15 protein-coding genes are annotated in these 16755 nt (G+C 59.8%); 8 read left to right on the top strand and 7 right to left on the bottom strand.

Annotated elements, in window-relative coordinates:
- Window positions 1-17 precede the first annotated feature (17 nt).
- The 6 genes from N5D61_RS23625 (at window position 18) to N5D61_RS23650 (ending at window position 6243) form a co-directional block, all read left to right on the top strand.
- The gene (locus N5D61_RS23625) at window positions 18-1400 is read left to right on the top strand and encodes an insulinase family protein (protein WP_279894379.1); all 1383 of its coding nucleotides are present in this window, start codon (window positions 18-20) and stop codon (window positions 1398-1400) included.
- Window positions 1401-1517: 117 nt separating this feature from the next.
- On the top strand, window positions 1518-2687 hold the full coding sequence (locus N5D61_RS23630; protein ID WP_279894380.1) for a DUF5924 family protein: 1170 nt from the start codon (window positions 1518-1520) through the stop codon (window positions 2685-2687).
- 22 nt (window positions 2688-2709) lie between these two features.
- Window positions 2710-3867 carry an ABC transporter permease gene (locus N5D61_RS23635; RefSeq protein WP_108236415.1) on the top strand — a complete coding sequence of 386 codons (1158 nt, stop codon included), beginning with the start codon at window positions 2710-2712 and terminating at the stop codon, window positions 3865-3867.
- Window positions 3864-4670, top strand: a complete 807-nt coding sequence (locus N5D61_RS23640) for an ATP-binding cassette domain-containing protein (RefSeq protein WP_279894381.1) — start codon at window positions 3864-3866, stop codon at window positions 4668-4670. The genes N5D61_RS23635 and N5D61_RS23640 overlap by 4 nt, the downstream gene beginning before the upstream one ends.
- Window positions 4670-5608 carry an MlaD family protein gene (locus N5D61_RS23645; protein WP_279894428.1) on the top strand — a complete coding sequence of 313 codons (939 nt, stop codon included), beginning with the start codon at window positions 4670-4672 and terminating at the stop codon, window positions 5606-5608. The genes N5D61_RS23640 and N5D61_RS23645 overlap by 1 nt, the downstream gene beginning before the upstream one ends.
- Window positions 5605-6243, top strand: coding sequence for an ABC-type transport auxiliary lipoprotein family protein (locus tag N5D61_RS23650; protein WP_108236412.1), 639 nt, complete (start codon window positions 5605-5607; stop codon window positions 6241-6243). Before N5D61_RS23645 ends, N5D61_RS23650 begins: the two co-directional genes overlap by 4 nt.
- On the opposite strand, the gene N5D61_RS23655 is transcribed toward N5D61_RS23650, so the two are convergent.
- The 6 genes from N5D61_RS23655 to N5D61_RS23680 all read right to left on the bottom strand — a co-directional run bounded on the left by N5D61_RS23655 (window position 6216) and on the right by N5D61_RS23680 (window position 11682).
- Window positions 6216-7454 (bottom strand): spore maturation protein, encoded by a 1239-nt coding sequence (locus N5D61_RS23655; protein ID WP_279894382.1) that lies wholly within the window; start codon window positions 7452-7454, stop codon window positions 6216-6218. The two genes, N5D61_RS23650 and N5D61_RS23655, sit on opposite strands and share 28 nt — an antisense overlap.
- 94 nt (window positions 7455-7548) lie before the next feature.
- Entirely contained in the window at window positions 7549-8880 is a 1332-nt protein-coding gene (gene gltP / locus N5D61_RS23660; protein ID WP_108236410.1) for a glutamate/aspartate:proton symporter GltP, read from the bottom strand.
- Between the two features lie 708 nt (window positions 8881-9588).
- Window positions 9589-9993, bottom strand: coding sequence for an inhibitor of vertebrate lysozyme family protein (locus N5D61_RS23665; protein WP_279894429.1), 405 nt, complete (start codon window positions 9991-9993; stop codon window positions 9589-9591).
- 67 nt (window positions 9994-10060) lie between these two features.
- A complete protein-coding gene (locus N5D61_RS23670) occupies window positions 10061-10225 on the bottom strand; it encodes a DUF1328 domain-containing protein (protein ID WP_108236408.1) in 165 nt (54 codons plus the stop codon).
- A gap of 90 nt (window positions 10226-10315) precedes the next feature.
- Window positions 10316-10600 carry a hypothetical protein gene (locus N5D61_RS23675; RefSeq protein WP_279894383.1) on the bottom strand — a complete coding sequence of 95 codons (285 nt, stop codon included), beginning with the start codon at window positions 10598-10600 and terminating at the stop codon, window positions 10316-10318.
- Between the two features lie 227 nt (window positions 10601-10827).
- The gene (locus N5D61_RS23680) at window positions 10828-11682 is read right to left on the bottom strand and encodes a BON domain-containing protein (RefSeq protein WP_108236406.1); all 855 of its coding nucleotides are present in this window, start codon (window positions 11680-11682) and stop codon (window positions 10828-10830) included.
- A 219-nt stretch (window positions 11683-11901) separates the two neighbouring features.
- Between N5D61_RS23680 and algB the strand changes: the two genes are divergently transcribed.
- Both algB and N5D61_RS23690 read left to right on the top strand, forming a co-directional pair.
- On the top strand, window positions 11902-13248 hold the full coding sequence (gene algB / locus N5D61_RS23685) for a sigma-54-dependent response regulator transcription factor AlgB (protein WP_108236405.1): 1347 nt from the start codon (window positions 11902-11904) through the stop codon (window positions 13246-13248).
- Between the two features lie 10 nt (window positions 13249-13258).
- Window positions 13259-15046: a KinB sensor domain-containing domain gene (locus N5D61_RS23690; protein ID WP_108236404.1), complete on the top strand. Its 1788-nt coding sequence runs from the start codon at window positions 13259-13261 to the stop codon at window positions 15044-15046.
- 42 nt (window positions 15047-15088) lie between these two features.
- Here N5D61_RS23690 and N5D61_RS23695 read toward each other — a convergent pair whose 3' ends face one another.
- Window positions 15089-16708: an EAL domain-containing protein gene (locus N5D61_RS23695; RefSeq protein WP_108236403.1), complete on the bottom strand. Its 1620-nt coding sequence runs from the start codon at window positions 16706-16708 to the stop codon at window positions 15089-15091.
- Between the last annotated feature and the right edge of the window lie 47 nt (window positions 16709-16755).

Raw genomic sequence — 16755 nt, forward strand, 5'->3', positions numbered from 1 at the left:
CGCGGAAACCCGTTCATATGCGTTGCCTGCTGTTTGCAGTCCTGTTGTTGACTTCTTTCACCTCGACGGCCCTCGACCGCTTTCAAGTGGAAGGCTACGTGCTGCCCAACGGGTTGCAGCTCTTGCTCAAGCCAGCGGAAAAAGGCCATGTGTCGATCCGGCTGGTGGTCGGCGTCGGCTTCGATGACTTTCCGTGCGCAGACAAAGAATTGCCACATCTGCTGGAGCATCTGCTGTTCAGCGGCATAGACGACGCCGGGGAAGGCGGCCTCGAACGGCAGATGCAGGCGCTGGGCGGGGAGTGGAACGCCTTCACCAGCAATACGGACACCACCTTCGTGATCGAGGCACCTGCGCAGAACCAGCGCAAGGTACTGGACCTGTTGCTCGATGTGCTGACGCGCACGCAGATCAACCAAGCCAACCTGGACATGGCCAAACGCATCGTCGAGCGGGAGGATGGGGGACATTACTCCCATTTGCAGCGCTGGCTGGACAAACGCGACCTCGGCCATAGCGCGAGCAACCAATTGGCCGTCGAGCTGGGACTCAAATGCGCCGAGCGTCCGGAAGTCGATCACCTGACACTCGAGCAGGTCGAAGCGCTCCACGATCATTGGTACGCATCGAACAACATGACCCTGATCATCGTGGGCGATCTGGATAAGCTGCTGCCCGCCTACCTGGAACGGACTTACGGCCAGCTCAACGGCGTTGATCCCACCGAGCATCCCCCTCTGGCCACCACCAGCGAGAAAGCCGAGCCTGAGCGAACCCTCATGCGCGGATTCGTTGGGAACGGTGCCAGGCTGCACCTGTTTTTTCCAGAGCCCGACATGGGCGAACAGCATGATGAAACCTGGGATCTGGTCAAAGCCTATCTGGACTGGTCCCTCTACAGCGAGTTGCGTCTGGACAAGGGCTACTCCTACGGACCATGGGCGGACCGCGAGGCCTTCGGTGACACGGGTTTGTTGAGCCTTAATGCCGATCTGGACCGTGATGACGTGGAGGCCGCCATCACGTCCGTTCGCGCGATGCTGGAGCGGTTGCGTAAGGAAGGGATGGACCCGGCGACTTTCGCCCGCCTGCAGCAGGCGTCCATCGCCAAGCAAGCATGGGCGGCGCAAGGCAACAGCGCGCTGGCCGATTATTACTGGGGGGCACTGAACGACTATGCGGATGGTCGGTTCGAGGATCCGGGCAAACGCACCAAGGCTGTGAGCCTGGACCTGGCCAACCGGGCGCTTCGGCAGATGCTGACTCAGCCGGGCTATCTGCGTATTGAAGAGCCGTTGCTCGGCTATGACGCGTTATATGAGATCGGGATAGCGCTGGCGGCCATGGTGGGCTTGCTGATTGTCTGGCGTTGGCGGGTGTACAAAAAACGTCCATCGTAATGGGACCGCTGTCGAGGCCCTGTCGCGAAGTTTCGGCAGGACCGCAAACATTCATTGCTGCCGCCCGGCATTGCTATCCTCCACAGGATCTGTCCTACAGCCCAAGTGACCACCGACATGCCGGACTTAAACGCCCTCATCCAGAATTCCGCCGTGCAGCGCGTGCTGGAATTCATTAAACGTTATCCGGGCCTGATTGCGCTGTTCGGATTCTGCTCGGGTGTGGCCAGCTTCATCATGGTGGACCGCCAGGCCCGGCTCGCGAGTTGGGTGGCAGTTCTGCTGCTGATCAGTTGGTTGTGGTTGATGGTGGAAAACAGCGCCGTCAAAGTCCTCGCAAAGCTCTTGAAGCGGGAAATCCCACAACCTCTACTGCGCTATGCCACCCAGATGATCCACCAGGAAAGTCTGTTCTTCGTACTGCCCTTCTTCTCCATCACCACCACCTGGAACAGCGGCCAGTTGGCGTTCACCGGGTTGCTGGCAATCGCAGGATTGGTCTCGATCATCGACCCGCTGTATTACAAATGGCTGGCACCGCGCCGCTGGCTATTCCTCGCCCTGCATACGTTGACGCTCTTCGCCGCCATGTTGACGGCCCTGCCGATTATCCTGCACCTGACAACAGCGCAGAGCTACAAACTGGCACTGGCCACCGCCATGCTGCTGTCGATACCGAGCCTGGCGATGAGTTTTCCGGTCACCAGTTTCAAACGGGGGCTGGGCCTGATGTTACTGGTGGCGACCATCGGGGGGGCGGGTTGGGTACTGCGCTCCTGGGTACCACCGGCCACCCTGTGGATGACGGAGGTGGCCGTCAGCACACAGTTCGACAACCAGAATCGCAGCCCAGGCGAAAGCGTTCAGGAAATCGGCGTCAACCAGTTGCGCAGCAGCGGGCTCTACGCCTATACGTCGATCAATGCACCGCGCGGTCTGGACGAGCGGATCTATCACGTGTGGCGCCACAACGGCGAAGAGGTGGATCGAATTGCACTAGACATTCACGGTGGACGTAAGGAAGGCTACCGCGCGTGGACCCACAAACAGAATTTCCCACCGGATGTGCTCGGTAAGTGGCAGGTGCGTGTGATGACGGAGGATGGCCAAATGATCGGCGTGTTGCGCTTTGAAGTGACCGATACGGATCAGCCTGCTGTTACGCGCAAGAAGATCAAGCCTGCGGGTCTCAAGCCCGGCGCAGAGGAAACGGACTCATCCGGCGCAGGGCACAATGATGAAGATGCGCCAGCAGAGGGTTCATCTGACCCGGCAAAAACCAACTAAGCTCGTGCCCATGACCCCAACGATGAGCCTCGCCAACCGCTCGCCGAATGCGTGCGGCAGTGTCCGACTGGACACTTCGACACATCCTGCACAAATGTGGATTGCCGGAGACTGGACGCTCGCCCATTACCACGACCTCAAGCGCCAGACCGATGCGCTGAGCGCTGCGTTCAGCCCTGCCACGCAGGTCGACATGGACGGGCTGGGCGCCTTGGATACGGCCGGGGCATCGCTGCTGGTGGAATTACTCGGTGCCCAGCGACTGAGACTGCTGGCCGTGCAGGCGCCGAATCTGCCGGAATCCAGCCGTGCGTTGATGCAAACCATTCAGAGTGCGCTGTGCGACTACTGCCAGCCCGTGAAAGACCCAGAGGTGCCGGTCGGTACGCAATTGCTGGCGCGGATCGGACGCGCGGTTGAAGTGGTATGGAACGACACCCTGCAATTGCTGGGCTTCATAGGGCTCATCCTGCAAAGCTTCGTCGCCACGATGCTGCGCCCAAGGCGCTGGCGTACCACATCCGTCATCGCTCACATCGAACAGATCGGTCTGGACGCGGCGCCCATCGTCGCGCTGCTCACATTCATGGTGGGCGCGGTTGTCGCGTTTCTCGGCGCTACGGTGCTCAAGGCCTTCGGCGCAACGATCTTTACCGTCGACCTGATTGGCTTTTCTTTTTTGCGTGAGTTTGCCGTGTTGTTGACCGCCATCCTGCTCGCAGGCCGTACTGCCAGCGCCTTCACGGCACAGATCGGCTCAATGAAAGCCAACGAGGAACTGGATGCTTTGCGCACGCTGGGAATGAGCCCTACCGAAATGCTGGTACTTCCCCGCGTACTGGCGCTGCTGATCTCACTGCCGGTCCTGACGTTTCTGGCCATGATGTGCGGCATCATCGGAGGCGGGGTGGTATGCGCGCTGTCCCTTGGCATTTCACCCGCGATGTTTCTGTCGTTGATGCAAGCGGACATCGGTGTGCAGCATTTTCTGGTAGGCATCGTCAAAGCGCCGATCTTCGCGTTCTTCATTGCCGCCATCGGCTGCCTGGAAGGCTTCAAAGTGGAAGGCAGCGCCGAATCGGTGGGCGCGCACACCACATCGGCCGTGGTGCAATCGATTTTCGTAGTCATTGTGCTGGACGCGCTGGCTGCGATGTTCTTCATGGAGATGGGCTGGTGACCCGACGTTGCGTTCAACCCAATGAAACAGTGATTCAGGTTCGAGGCCTGTGCAACCGCTTCGGTCCCCAGGTGGTGCATCAGAACCTCGACCTGGACCTGTATCGTGGCGAAATTCTCGCGGTGGTCGGCGGTTCGGGGAGCGGCAAGTCTGTTCTGCTGCGCAGCATCGTCGGCTTGCAAAGGCCTGCAGAGGGCAATGTTCAGGTGCTCGGGAAGGACCTGCTGAATTTGCCAGATAAAGAGCGCTCATTGGTCGAACGGCGTTTTGGTGTGCTGTTTCAGAAGGGGGCTTTGTTCTCCTCGCTGACGATCACGGAAAACGTGGCGCTGCCCTTGATCGAACATGCCGGTTTGAGCCGAGAAGAGGCGGAGCACCTGGCCGGAATCAAAATGGCGCTTTCCGGGCTTCCGTTGTCGGCGGCCCACAAATACCCCGCCTCGCTTTCCGGCGGGATGATCAAGCGCGCAGCACTGGCTCGAGCGCTGGCGCTGGACCCGGACATTCTGTTTCTCGATGAACCCACGGCGGGCCTCGACCCGATTGGCGCCGGGGCGTTCGATCAACTGATCCTGACCCTGCGCGACGCGCTCGGCCTGAGTGTGTTCATGGTGACCCACGATCTGGACACGCTTTACACGATCACCGATCGCGTCGCCGTGCTCGCGCAAAAGCGTGTTTTGGTGGCCGACAGCATCGACAAGGTCTCGGCCTACAAGGACGACTGGATTCACGAATACTTTCATGGCCCGCGTGGCCGCTCGGCCTACGCTGCAGCCACTCACCCTCACGAGGTCTCATGATGGAAACCCGCGCCCATCACGTCTTGATCGGCCTGTTCACGGTGATCGCGGTCGCCGCCGCGTTACTGTTCGGCCTGTGGCTGGCGAAGTCCAGCATCGACACCGCATTCAAGGACTACCAAGTGGTGTTCAACGAGGCGGTGACGGGGCTGTCCCGTGGCAGCCCTGTTCAATACAACGGCATCAAGGTCGGGGATGTCGTCAACCTTCGCCTCGACCCACAGGACCCACGCCGGGTGCTGGCCCAGATTCGCGTCGCCGGCGAGACCCCGATCAAACGCGACACTTTCGCCAAACTGGCCCTTGCCGGGATTACGGGCACATCGATTATCCAACTCAGTGGCGGCACGCCTCAGAGCCAGCCGCTCAAAAGCGATGATGGCAGCCTGCCGGAAATCATCGCATCGCCTTCACCTATCTCGCGGCTGCTCAACGACAGCAACGATCTGCTGACCGGGATCAACACGCTGCTTCACAACGCCAATGAACTGCTGTCGTCCAAAAACGTAGTGGCCTTGAGCAATACCTTGGGTCACCTGGAGCAGACCACTGCGGTGATCGCCGAACAGCGCGACGACATTCGTCAGACGCTCAAGCAGCTGTTGGCGTTGAGCAAACAGGCCAGCAGCACCCTCGACCAGACCTCGACAGCGATGCGCAACGCCAACGTGCTGTTCACGGTGGACGGCAAGCAGGCGATCGCCACCGGCCAAGCGGCCATGGTGTCGCTGCAGGAAAGTACCGACACGATCAACCGGCTGATCAGAGCCAACAAAGACTCGGTCGACGGCGGGCTGCAAGGCCTGAGCGAGTTGGGCCCGGCGATCCGCGAACTGCGTGAAACACTGGCGTCGCTCAAGACCATTTCCCGCGGCTTGAACGCCAACCCCAGCGGCTACCTGCTCGGTAGCGACAAGAATAAGGAGTTCGAGCCATGAGGCTTGCACGTCAGTTCCTCACCCGCTCATTGCTGACAAGCGCACTGATGGCCATAGCCGCCTGTTCGATTCTGCCCAAGCAAGAGCCTTCCGATGTCTATCGCCTACCCACCACCTTGGCCGCCAGCAAAGCGACGACGCCGGTGGCCTGGTCGTTACGCGTGGCGCGGCCCAAGGCCAGCGAAACCCTGGACAGCGCGCGCATTGCAGTCATTCCACAGGGGGACGTGCTGAGTAGCTACAAAGGTGCGCGCTGGAGTGATCCTGCGCCAGCGCTGCTGCGTAACCGGTTGGCTGACGCTTTTTACCGTGATGGTCGTGTGCAGTCGATCAGCACCGACGACAGCAATCTGCAGGCGGATTTCGAGCTGGGGGGCGAGCTACAGGCGTTTCAGAGCGAGTACCGGGGGCAGGCCATTGAAGTGGTGATTCGTCTCGACGCGCGGCTGGCGGACGACCGCCAGCGGATCATCGCCAGCCGCCGTTTCGAGGTCCACCAACCCGTGGCCGACAAGCAGGTCTCAGCCGTTGTGGCCAGCTTCGGTCAAGCCAGCGATGCGCTGACCGCCCAAGTGATGCAGTGGACCGTCGAGCAGGGCCAGAAGCATTACACCGCCGAGCCGAAGAACCAATAACACACCGCAATGGCGGCGATCACGCCTGACAACTCGGCCAGCAGCGCGCACCCGACCGCATGACGCGCGCGCTGAATGCCTACGGCCCCAAAATAAACGGCTAACACATAGAATGTGGTTTCGGTGCTTCCCTGAATGGTCGCAGCCACCAAAGCAGGGAAGCTGTCGACGCCCTGAGTTTTCATGGTCTCGATCAGCATCGCTCGAGCGGCACTGCCGGAAAACGGCTTGACCAGCGCCGTGGGCAATGCGTCGACGAATCGGGTGTCCAGGCCCGCCCAGTGGATGGCGTGGCGAATCCCCTCAAGGATCAGGTCCAGGGCGCCCGAAGCCCGCAAAACACCGACAGCGCAGAGCATCGCCACCAGGTACGGCAGCAGGTTCTTCGCCACATCGAAGCCTTCTTTGGCGCCCTCGACAAAAGTCTCGTACACCTTGACCCTGCGCAGCGCACCCACCAGCAGAAAGACCATGATGATGCCGAACAGTGTGACGTTACCCAGAATGGACGACAGGCTCGACAGCGCCGCCGTGGACAGCCCGGCGAGGATGGCCATGAATCCACCCAGCAGCAGCGCGCCGGGGACCAGATAGGCGAGCACCACAGGGTCCCATAACCGCAGACGCTGCATGAACGCCACCGACAACAGGCCCACCAGCGTGGAAGCACTCGTGGCCAGGAGGATCGGCAGGAAAACCATGGTCGGATCGACCGCACCTTGTTGCGCGCGGTACATGAAAATCGTCACAGGCAACAAGGTCAGCGATGAAGCGTTGAGCACCAAAAACAGGATCTGCGCATTGCTGGCAATCGTCTGGCTGGGGTTGAGCTCCTGCAGCGAGCGCATGGCTTTCAGGCCTATGGGCGTGGCGGCGTTGTCCAAACCCAAGGCGTTGGCCGCAAAATTGAGCGTGATCAGCCCCAACGCGGGGTGCCCGCGAGGGACTTCAGGCATCAGGCGGTGGAACAGCGGCGCAAGTGCTTTGCCGAGCCAGTCGACGATTCCGGCCTTTTCAGCGATGTTGAGAAAGCCCAACCACAACGTCAGCGTACCGAACAGCAGCACCATGACTTCCACTGACAGCTTGGCCATGGCGAAAATGCTTTCGACCATCGCAGCAAACACCCCGGCATTGCCGCCCACCAGCCACTGCGCCAGCGCGGAAACTGCCGCGACCACGAAAAAGCCAAGCCACAGGCCATTGAGCATCAGTACACCCCCTCACACGATGCGGGGATGATAGCGGCGCAGGACGAAACAACAAACCCCGGACACGCCGGGGTCTGACTTCAAGCGAGACGGGTCACTCGACGACCGACTGACGCGTCGGCGAGGCCTCCTTGCTGCGCCAATGGGGCAGGGAGTTCCAGTAGCGCTGGCCCTTGGCGTCGTCATACATGCCTTCCCAACGGGCGATCACCAGCACTGCCAGGGCGTTGCCGATCACGTTGAGTGCGGTGCGCGCCATGTCCATGATGCGGTCGACACCGGCAATGAACGCCAGGCCTTCCAATGGAATGCCTACACTGCCCAGGGTCGCCAGCAGCACGACGAATGAGACACCCGGTACGCCAGCAATGCCCTTGGAGGTGACCATCAGGGTCAAGACCAGCATCAACTGCTGGCCGATCGACAGATCGATACCGTATAGCTGAGCGATGAACAGCGCAGCAATGCTCTGGTAGAGGGTCGATCCGTCGAGATTGAATGAATAGCCTGTCGGCACCACGAAGCTGCTGATGGCTTTGGGAGCGCCATAGGCTTCCATCTTCTCGATCACACGCGGCAGTACCGTTTCGGAACTCGCCGTGGAATACGCCAGCACCAGCTCATCCTTGAAGATACGCATGAGCTTGACCACCGAGAAACCGAACAGGCGGGCGACCAGCCCCAGCACCACGAATGCAAAAAAGGCGATGGCCACGTAAACCAGAATGACCAGTTTCGCCAAAGGCAGCAGCGAAGCGAAGCCGAAGTTGGCAACCGTCACGGCGATCAGCGCGAATACGCCGATGGGGGCGTAGTTCATGATCATGTGTGTGACCTTGAACATCGTCTCGGAAACGCCTTGGAACACTTTGACCAATGGCTCGCGAACCTCAGCGTTCAGGCTGGACAGCCCGAGGCCGAAAAACACCGAGAAGAAAATGATCGGCAGCATGTCGCCGCGGCTGATGGCGGCGAAAATATTGGACGGGATCAGATTCAGAATCGTCGCAATGAACGCATGATCATGCTGCACTTCCGCCGTGGTTTTCTCGTACTGGGAGATATCCACAGTGCCCAGCGTGCTCATGTCGATGCCAGTGCCGGGATGAAAGAGATTGGCCAGCACCAATCCGACCACGATGGCCAGGGTGGTGACCACTTCGAAGTAAATGATCGTCTTGAGGCCGATGCGGCCCAGCTTTTTTGCATCGCCCACCCCCGCAATACCCACCACGAGCGAGGAGATGACGATCGGGATGACGATCATTTTGATCAGACGGATGAAGATATCCCCGGCAGGTTGAAGGATATTGCTGATCCACCAGGCCTTGTCGGCGCTGAAATGGTTGAGCAGGGCGCCTAGGAGAATGCCCAGCACCAGACCGATCAGAATCTGCCAGGCCAGGCTCAGTTTTGCCTTCTTCATGTCATTACCTTTGTTGCGGTTGGCATGGACAGTTCATGACGCCACAGTGGCTTGCACGAAGCTCTGCGCACTGCGGACACTCACGACCTGTCCAGAAGGTCTCTGCAAAGAGCGTCCATGCGCTCAGCAGGCGGAAAAAGGGCGCAACTATTCCCATCCACTGGATCGACGTCTAATGCCGTAAGTGACTGACCCATGCAGCATCGGCATGAGAAAAATCAATGAGTTAGCGAAAGCGACGTCTCGCGGGGCAACCGCCAGCGGGGCTTTTTGTGCTGAGAAGTGGCTAAAATGTCGCCTGTAGCGTTGTTGAACTCTCGCTCAGGGAAGAGTGAGGAGGCAGGGGTGGAGGACTGATTCTTGAGCGGATGGGGAATTTTTCTCGATGTACGGTCAGGTCACCGGAGCGGTCAACCCCTTGACGGCGCGCGGCCGCTTCCTGACTCAAGGTCATTTAGCGCCCGAATCGAATTGAGCGAATTAAAAACAATTTGCGCGTCGCAAGCCCATGATCAGATCTGATCCGACAATGGACTTGCGTTGCGGCTTCCTGACCCGGCCCACGCGTGAGAACACTCCCTGTGTACTTGGGTCGCTGCAACCACTCCTTTGGTCAGAACGTCCCGGCCCCTTGGTCACGCGCAAACCCTCCTCGGGCTGCGCGGTGTTCAGGGAGACCCTTCATGGTCCGATCTCCCGTCATCTGAATCAGTACCAGTTCGGGTCTTTCTTCAGCTGTTCCCGTAAAAGACCCTGCATCCCCTCGTCGGGCTTGCCGAGAAACCGGTAATCGGCATGCCGTGTAGGGGACTTGTCGGCAGGCAGCCCCGCCGGGACCTCTACCAACATTGCGTATGCGTGCGACTTATCCAGGCTGAAGGCGACGATAAGCCGCTTCTGGATACAGGTATCCTGGGTTTCGCAAAGGGGACCGACGAGATACTTGTCCCCATCCTCCGTTACCGCATTCATCTGATCGGATGAGCCGGACAGATTGATCACCCAATCGGGCAAGCGCTCTTCCTTTTTCACAACGCTCGACCAAGATTGCCGATACTCAGGGTCGGAGCTGAGAAGCTCATTGACCCTGGCCTGGCCGTCATTTGCGGCCATCACCGTAGCGCTGGCGCTTGTCAGCAGCGCCAGCGTCAGTGCATGGAAGTGTCTGCCACCCATGCGGTCAGCCCCGACCGCGGCGACCGAAGAAGAACGACACGACGAACATCACCAGGAACACGATAAAGAGAATCTTCGCGATACCCGTTGCGGTGCCTGCGATACCACCGAAGCCCAATACAGCTGCAATGATGGCGATGATCAGAAATGTGATAGCCCAGCTCAACATGGTGACTCTCCTTACTGTTTTTGATTTCTGACTACCGCGAGGTGACCGGCGTGGTCCTCGTGGCAGGTCGTGCCCTCACCGCCGCAGCGGTCAGAAAACCCAACTCTGTTGGCGCGGCGCTTGATCAACGGACGCCGCAGTGCCTTCAACCGACCGGAAGCTCAATCCCACATCTGTCGCTTTGAGCGCGCTCGCCTTGGCGAATGGCGCGCTGTGAACGGAGAGCGTTGAATGTGGAGCGACGTCCTGCTTTTGGGTCCAGTGAGCGAACTGTTGAACAATGATCAGAGTGATGAGCAACGCCAAGCTGGCGAACAAGCTCTGCTGAATGTGCAGAGGGGAGATACGCAGGGCGGCAAGGCGTTGAGTGTTCATTGATTCAGCTCCGGAAAATCTTGTCGGTCGTTGATAAAGACCTTGTTAGCGGAGGTATTGCAGCCTGTGTGCCAGATTTTAATGTCAGTTAAATACGTTATAAATCAATAGGTTATTAAACTTCTCATCCACCATCGGGCACGCAAGGTGCACGATCGAAGGTTTGGGATCGTGCGTATTGCACGACCCAGAGGAACGGAGCGTCTGCGTGATCAGGGACGTCGCATTCAGCCTGCACTGCGTGCCGTCACTCGCAGTGTGTCCGCATCCACACCCTTCACGCCGCGGATATTACGGGCGATGTCCACCGCCAACTCTTTTTCGGCGTAATTGGGGACTACACCGTCAAGACGCACTACGCCCGCCTTTGTCTCGACTTTGATGTTCAGGCCGTCGAGCGTGCGGCTATAAACGAGGCTGGCTTTGACCTTGCTGGTGATCCAAGCATCGCTGAACTCTTCGCGAACGCTGTCGGCTTGCGCCTCGTTTTGTTCTTTGATGGCTTGGGTGTCGCGCGCGCTGACGCTGATCAGGTTGTTCACGTCCGTCACACCCTCGGTGTTGCTGGCCAGGCTCCCCGCGAGCAGCTTGGCGTCGGCATCTCTCGCCTGGCCTTTAAGCGTCACAACGCCTTGCGCCGCGGCCACCTCGATGTTCAGCCCTTCAGTCACGCTGTTCCACAGCAGCTTCGATTTGATCGTAGCGACCAGCGTGGCATCGTCGAAGCGCTGAGCCATGTTGGCCTTGGTGCCAGGCTCGGCAGCGACCTGCGGGTCGATCTGCAGTTGATTGTCGACGTTGTCGATACCTTGGGTGTCGCCGGCAATTTGCGCAGCCAGGTCCTTATCCACTTGATTCTCGACCTTACCGGTCAAGGTGGCCGTACCTTGTTCGACTTTCACCCCGATATTGAACGGGCTGAGGTGGCGGTTCAGCGCAAACGCCGTCCAGATTGATCCCTCCTGCCGGGCCTGGGTCAGCTGCGCTTGCAAATCGCTTTGCGCGGCATGCGCCAAGAGAGGGGTGAGCCCCAGCAAACCGGCGGCGGTTACGGCCAGTGCGACGCGCTTGAACGGATACATGACAAATCTCCAGTCAGTGGCAAAAGTGCTACTGAAGACTTTTCATTGCGCCAGACGTTCTGCCGGGGATCTCGACCTCGAAGGTCCTGCAACGCCGCAAGAGGTGTTTTTTTGGCATATCGCTACCATGCAACACGCCGAATCAATCAGAATGAACCATGCAACTTGCCCGATCTTTCCGGGACTAACCAAGACAATTCACTTAGGAGCGTAGGAAAAATGGAAGCAGCCACTGAGAATCAGGGCCGTATTCTGCTCGTGGATGATGAATCCGCCATCCTTCGCACGTTTCGGTATTGCCTGGAAGATGAAGGCTATAGCGTCGCCACCGCCAACAGCGCGGCCCAGGCCGAAGCGCTGTTGCAGCGGCAGGTGTTCGACGTGTGTTTTCTGGATCTGCGTCTGGGGGAAGACAATGGTCTGGATGTGCTGGCACAAATGCGCATTCAAGCGCCTTGGATGCGTGTGGTGATCGTCACTGCCCATTCAGCGGTGGACACCGCGGTCGACGCGATTCAAGCCGGGGCCGCGGATTATCTGGTCAAGCCGTGCAGCCCGGATCAACTGCGCCTGGCGACCGCCAAGCAGTTGGAGGTTCGCCAGCTTTCGGCTCGCCTCGAAGCGCTGGAAGGCGAGGTGCGCAAACCCAAAGACGGCCTGGATTCCCACAGCCCGTCGATGATGGCGATTCTGGAGACCGCACGCCAAGTGGCCAGCACCGACGCCAACATCCTCATTCTTGGCGAATCCGGAACCGGTAAAGGGGAGCTGGCGCGTGCCATTCATGGTTGGAGTAAGCGAGCGAAAAAGGCTTGCGTCACCATCAACTGCCCATCGCTCACTGCAGAGCTGATGGAAAGCGAGTTGTTCGGGCACAGTCGCGGCGCGTTCACCGGGGCCAGCGAGAGTACGTTGGGCCGGGTGAACCAGGCAGATGGCGGAACGTTGTTCCTCGATGAAATCGGCGACTTCCCCCTGACGTTGCAACCCAAGCTGCTGCGCTTCATTCAAGACAAGGAATACGAACGCGTCGGCGACCCCGTGACCCGCCGGGCCGACGTCCGCATCCTGGCCGCCACCAACCTGAACCTGGAAGATATGGTGCGCGAAGGGCGGTTCCGCGAGGACCTGCTGTATCGCCTTAACGTCATCACACTGCACCTGCCGCCCCTGCGCGAACGGGGCGAGGATATTCTCACCCTGGCAGACCGGTTTCTGGCGCGCTTCGTCAAGGACTACGGTCGTCCCGCGCGGGGATTCAGTGAAGAAGCTCGTACAGCGCTGGTCAATTACCGATGGCCAGGCAACATCCGCGAGCTGCGTAACGTCATCGAACGGGCGAGCATCATCTGCCCACAGGAAAAAGTGGAAATCAGTCATCTGGGCATGGGCGATCAACCGACCAATAATGCGCCACGCGTCGGCGCCCCGCTGAGCCTGGATGAGCTGGAAAAGGCACACATCGGCGCGGTACTGGCCACGAGCGATACGCTCGATCAGGCCGCTCGTACCCTCGGGATCGATGCCTCGACGCTGTATCGCAAACGCAAACAGTACAACCTGTGATCCTTTACTCATGAAGTTGACGATGAAGTTGCGAACGCGACTGTTCCTTAGCATTTCCGCGCTGATCACTGTCGCGTTGCTGGGGCTTTTGCTCGGTCTGGTCAGCGTCATGCAAATGGCCCGATCTCAGGAAGAGCTGATCCGCCACAACTTCATCACGCTGGATATCGGCCTCAAATTAAGGCAGAACCTGGGCGACCAACTGGTCATGTTGCTCAAGGACAAACCCGACCTGACGGTGCTCAACCACTATCAGGCTCAGTTCGAAGACCTGCTCGGGCAAGGCATCGAGCATGACCAGCAGGCCGGAACCCACAGCGGCTTCGACAAGGCGCGAGAGGATTACGCCGACTTTCTGCAGGCCTTGAAATCGTCCAGCGACCCTGCCAATGCCATGAGTGATGACAAGGCGGTCACGAACACCTTCAACACATTGCGCAACGGGCTGCTCGACGCCCATCGCCAAGCGTTGGCCAACATCAGCCAGGCTGAAAGCGCGTCGCGCTCGCGAGCGCTCTGGGTGGCCGCACTGCTGGGGTTGGTCGGGCTGGCAGTGCTGGTGATCGGGTTCATCACCGCTCACGGTATCGCCCGACGGTTCGGCGCGCCCATCGAGGCGCTGGCCAAGGCAGCGGACAAGATCGGTCAAGGCAATTTCGAGGTGACACTGCCCATCTCATCGGCTGCGGAGATGAATCTGCTGACCCGGCGTTTCGGCATCATGGCAGAAGCCCTGCGCCAACATCAGGTGACGAATGTCGATGAGCTGCTGGCGGGCCAACAACGGCTGCAAGCGGTGCTCGACAGCATCGACGACGGGCTCTTGATGATTGACCGGCAAGGGCGGCTGGAGCACCTGAATCCTGTTGCCCAGCGACAGCTGGGTTGGGAAGAGGGACGTCTCGGGCAGGGATTGGGCGAAGCGTTGCAACGTCCTGAATTGGATGAACAGTTATATTTGGTGCTGCGCGGCGGAACCCTTGAGAGGGCGCCGGAGGACCTGTCGATCGAGATCGACGGGGAAACCCGCCTGCTGACCTACAGCCTCACACCCGTCAGCCACACCAAAGGCCACATCCTCGGCGCCGTGATGGTGCTGCACGATGTCACCGAGCAACGCGCGTTCGAGCGTGTGCGCAGCGAGTTCGTTCTGCGCGCCTCACATGAGCTGCGCACCCCGGTCACGGGCATGCACATGGCGTTCGGTCTATTGCAGGAGCGCGTGCATTTTGACCCCGATTCCCGCGAAACCGACCTGCTGAAAACGGTCAACGAGGAAATGCAGCGCTTGATGCAACTGATCAACGATCTGCTGAATTTCTCCCGCTATCAGAATGGTCTGCAGAAGCTCACGCTAGCCCCCTGTGATGTCGGTGAGCTGCTGCATGAGGCGCGCCAGCGCTTCGCGGACTCCGCACAAAAGCAGGACGTGCAGGTGGAACTGGAAACGCAGGAGCCCCTCCCTCGCCTGCAGGCCGACAAAGCGCAATTGGAGCGCGTGCTGGATAACTTGCTGGACAATGCGCTGCGTCACACGCCCCAGTCCGGGTTGATCCGACTGCAGGCGAGGCGCCATGGGGAGCGGCTGATCATCAGCGTCGAAGACAACGGCGAAGGCATCGCATACGGTCAGCAGGCGCGGATATTCGAGCCGTTTGTTCAGGTAGGGCGCAAAAAAGGCGGCGCCGGCCTGGGGCTGGCACTGTGCAAGGAAATCGTGCAACTGCACGGGGGGCGCATGGGCGTCTACTCACGTCCGGGCCAGGGAACGCAGTTCTACATGGCGCTGCCGTTATAGCGACACGGCCCTTGAAACGACTGTATCGGATGGCCGATCCCCTCACGCCACATCATCCGCGCGGCGCGACGCATTGCGACGTCCCCCTGTCACCAGCTCAGTGAACTTGGCAGCACTCAGGGGCCGAGCAAATAGCCAGCCCTGACCGTAAACCACCCCTTCGCTCTTGAGCAGCAACGCCTGTGATTCGAACTCGATGCCCTCGGCAATGACCCGCAAATCCAGCGCATGGGCCATGCGAATGATGTGCGGTGCGACGCCGCTGCTGGCCGCGTCATGCCCCAGGGCATCGATGAACGCCTTGTCGATTTTCAGGCAGTCGACGGGCAGGGTTTGCAGATAGGCGAGGCTGCAATAACCCGTACCAAAATCGTCGATCAGGACCTGATGGCCACGCTCGCGCAGCGCTTGGAGATGGTTGCGTGCGACCACCACGTCCACCAACCCTCGCTCGGTCACCTCGAAGGCGATCTGCCGCGGCGATACTCGATGCAGCGCCAGCAGCTTTGCCGTGACCCTGCCAATGCGGGGCGCCATGACATCGCAGGCAGCCAGATTGACCGAGACGTAGATATGGGGGTTGGCACGCAACAACTGCCCGAGCTGCTCGAGCGACTGCTGCAAGACGAAGTCAGTGATCTGGCGGATCTGTCCGGTATTTTCGGCGAGGGGAATGAACAAGTCGGGGCTGGTCAGCGTACCGTCAGGTCGTCGCCAGCGCACCAAAGCCTCGGCACCTACGCACAGCCGGGTGTTGAGGTCGAAAATGGGCTGGTACAGCACTTTCAACTCGCCGCGACGCAAAGCCCCTTGCAGCTCGCCACCCAAGGACTGCCGCTGGCGGACCAACTGGAAGACCAGAATCCCGACGCAGAGCGATACCAGAAGACTGGCCGGCACGAGCAGCCACCAGGCACCTGTTACCTTCTGCTGAAGGCCGTTGCGCGGCGTGATCAGGACCAGTTGATACTCCGGACTCTGCGTGGGCATCCGGTAGATCAGCTTGTCCTGCGTGGTGAGGAGGGTCTCGGCAGAGGTGGGCGTCCAGTCCGGGGTGGGGGGCCAGAGCTGCGCAGGGCCAAGCACGGGAACGGCCTTGGCGCCTTGATCCAGAACCACTACCAGACTGCCTCCTGCGGGGAGGTCGACCACGTCGGTCAAATGGCCACGGGACGTCGAGACGCGAAACTCTCCCCGCCCGAGCATCAACGAAGCCAGATTATCGTCGGGCTGGGTCGAAGTGTTGAGCCAATAATCGTAGGTTGGCCCCCGAATGTCCGGGGCGCGGGTTTTGCCGATCATGCTTTGACGGGTCCAACTGGAGCAGAATTGCGCACCATCGACGTAAGCCACTTCATAAATGAAGCGATAGCGAGAGTTGACCTGACGCAGCAGCTCGATCATTTCCGGGCTGCACCCGCGCAACGGTTGTGCCTCAAGCTGATCGAGGCCGGTTCGCAACTGCCCGAACAATTGCTCCAGGCGGGCCAGAAATCGCTCGCCCTGGGCGTTCATTTGCGCGCTTTCCTCCTGGCGCGCCTGATGCATTGCCAGCCCGAAACTCCCCGCCAGCAGCACAACAGCGCTCAACAACGCGGCCAGCAATGCCAGGAACGAAGGGCGGGAAAAGATAGAGCGCAACTGCGTTGACGCCGTGAACATCGGCCGATATCCAAGTGAATACCAATGAGGTATAGCAACAAGCGCGC

It is taken from the genome of Pseudomonas sp. GD03842, assembly GCF_029841165.1.
Classification (GTDB): Bacteria; Pseudomonadota; Gammaproteobacteria; order Pseudomonadales; family Pseudomonadaceae; genus Aquipseudomonas.

Coding starts and splice junctions, on each gene's coding strand:
- N5D61_RS23675 (WP_279894383.1), bottom strand. CDS start 10,600: ATGAACACTCAACGCCTTGCCGCCCTGCGTATCTCCCCTCTGCACATT.
- algB (WP_108236405.1), top strand. CDS start 11,902: ATGGAAGCAGCCACTGAGAATCAGGGCCGTATTCTGCTCGTGGATGAT.
- N5D61_RS23670 (WP_108236408.1), bottom strand. CDS start 10,225: ATGTTGAGCTGGGCTATCACATTTCTGATCATCGCCATCATTGCAGCT.
- N5D61_RS23625 (WP_279894379.1), top strand. CDS start 18: ATGCGTTGCCTGCTGTTTGCAGTCCTGTTGTTGACTTCTTTCACCTCG.
- N5D61_RS23635 (WP_108236415.1), top strand. CDS start 2,710: ATGAGCCTCGCCAACCGCTCGCCGAATGCGTGCGGCAGTGTCCGACTG.
- N5D61_RS23645 (WP_279894428.1), top strand. CDS start 4,670: ATGGAAACCCGCGCCCATCACGTCTTGATCGGCCTGTTCACGGTGATC.
- N5D61_RS23630 (WP_279894380.1), top strand. CDS start 1,518: ATGCCGGACTTAAACGCCCTCATCCAGAATTCCGCCGTGCAGCGCGTG.
- gltP (WP_108236410.1), bottom strand. CDS start 8,880: ATGAAGAAGGCAAAACTGAGCCTGGCCTGGCAGATTCTGATCGGTCTG.
- N5D61_RS23690 (WP_108236404.1), top strand. CDS start 13,259: ATGAAGTTGACGATGAAGTTGCGAACGCGACTGTTCCTTAGCATTTCC.
- N5D61_RS23655 (WP_279894382.1), bottom strand. CDS start 7,454: ATGCTCAATGGCCTGTGGCTTGGCTTTTTCGTGGTCGCGGCAGTTTCC.
- N5D61_RS23650 (WP_108236412.1), top strand. CDS start 5,605: ATGAGGCTTGCACGTCAGTTCCTCACCCGCTCATTGCTGACAAGCGCA.
- N5D61_RS23665 (WP_279894429.1), bottom strand. CDS start 9,993: ATGGCCGCAAATGACGGCCAGGCCAGGGTCAATGAGCTTCTCAGCTCC.
- N5D61_RS23680 (WP_108236406.1), bottom strand. CDS start 11,682: ATGTATCCGTTCAAGCGCGTCGCACTGGCCGTAACCGCCGCCGGTTTG.
- N5D61_RS23695 (WP_108236403.1), bottom strand. CDS start 16,708: ATGTTCACGGCGTCAACGCAGTTGCGCTCTATCTTTTCCCGCCCTTCG.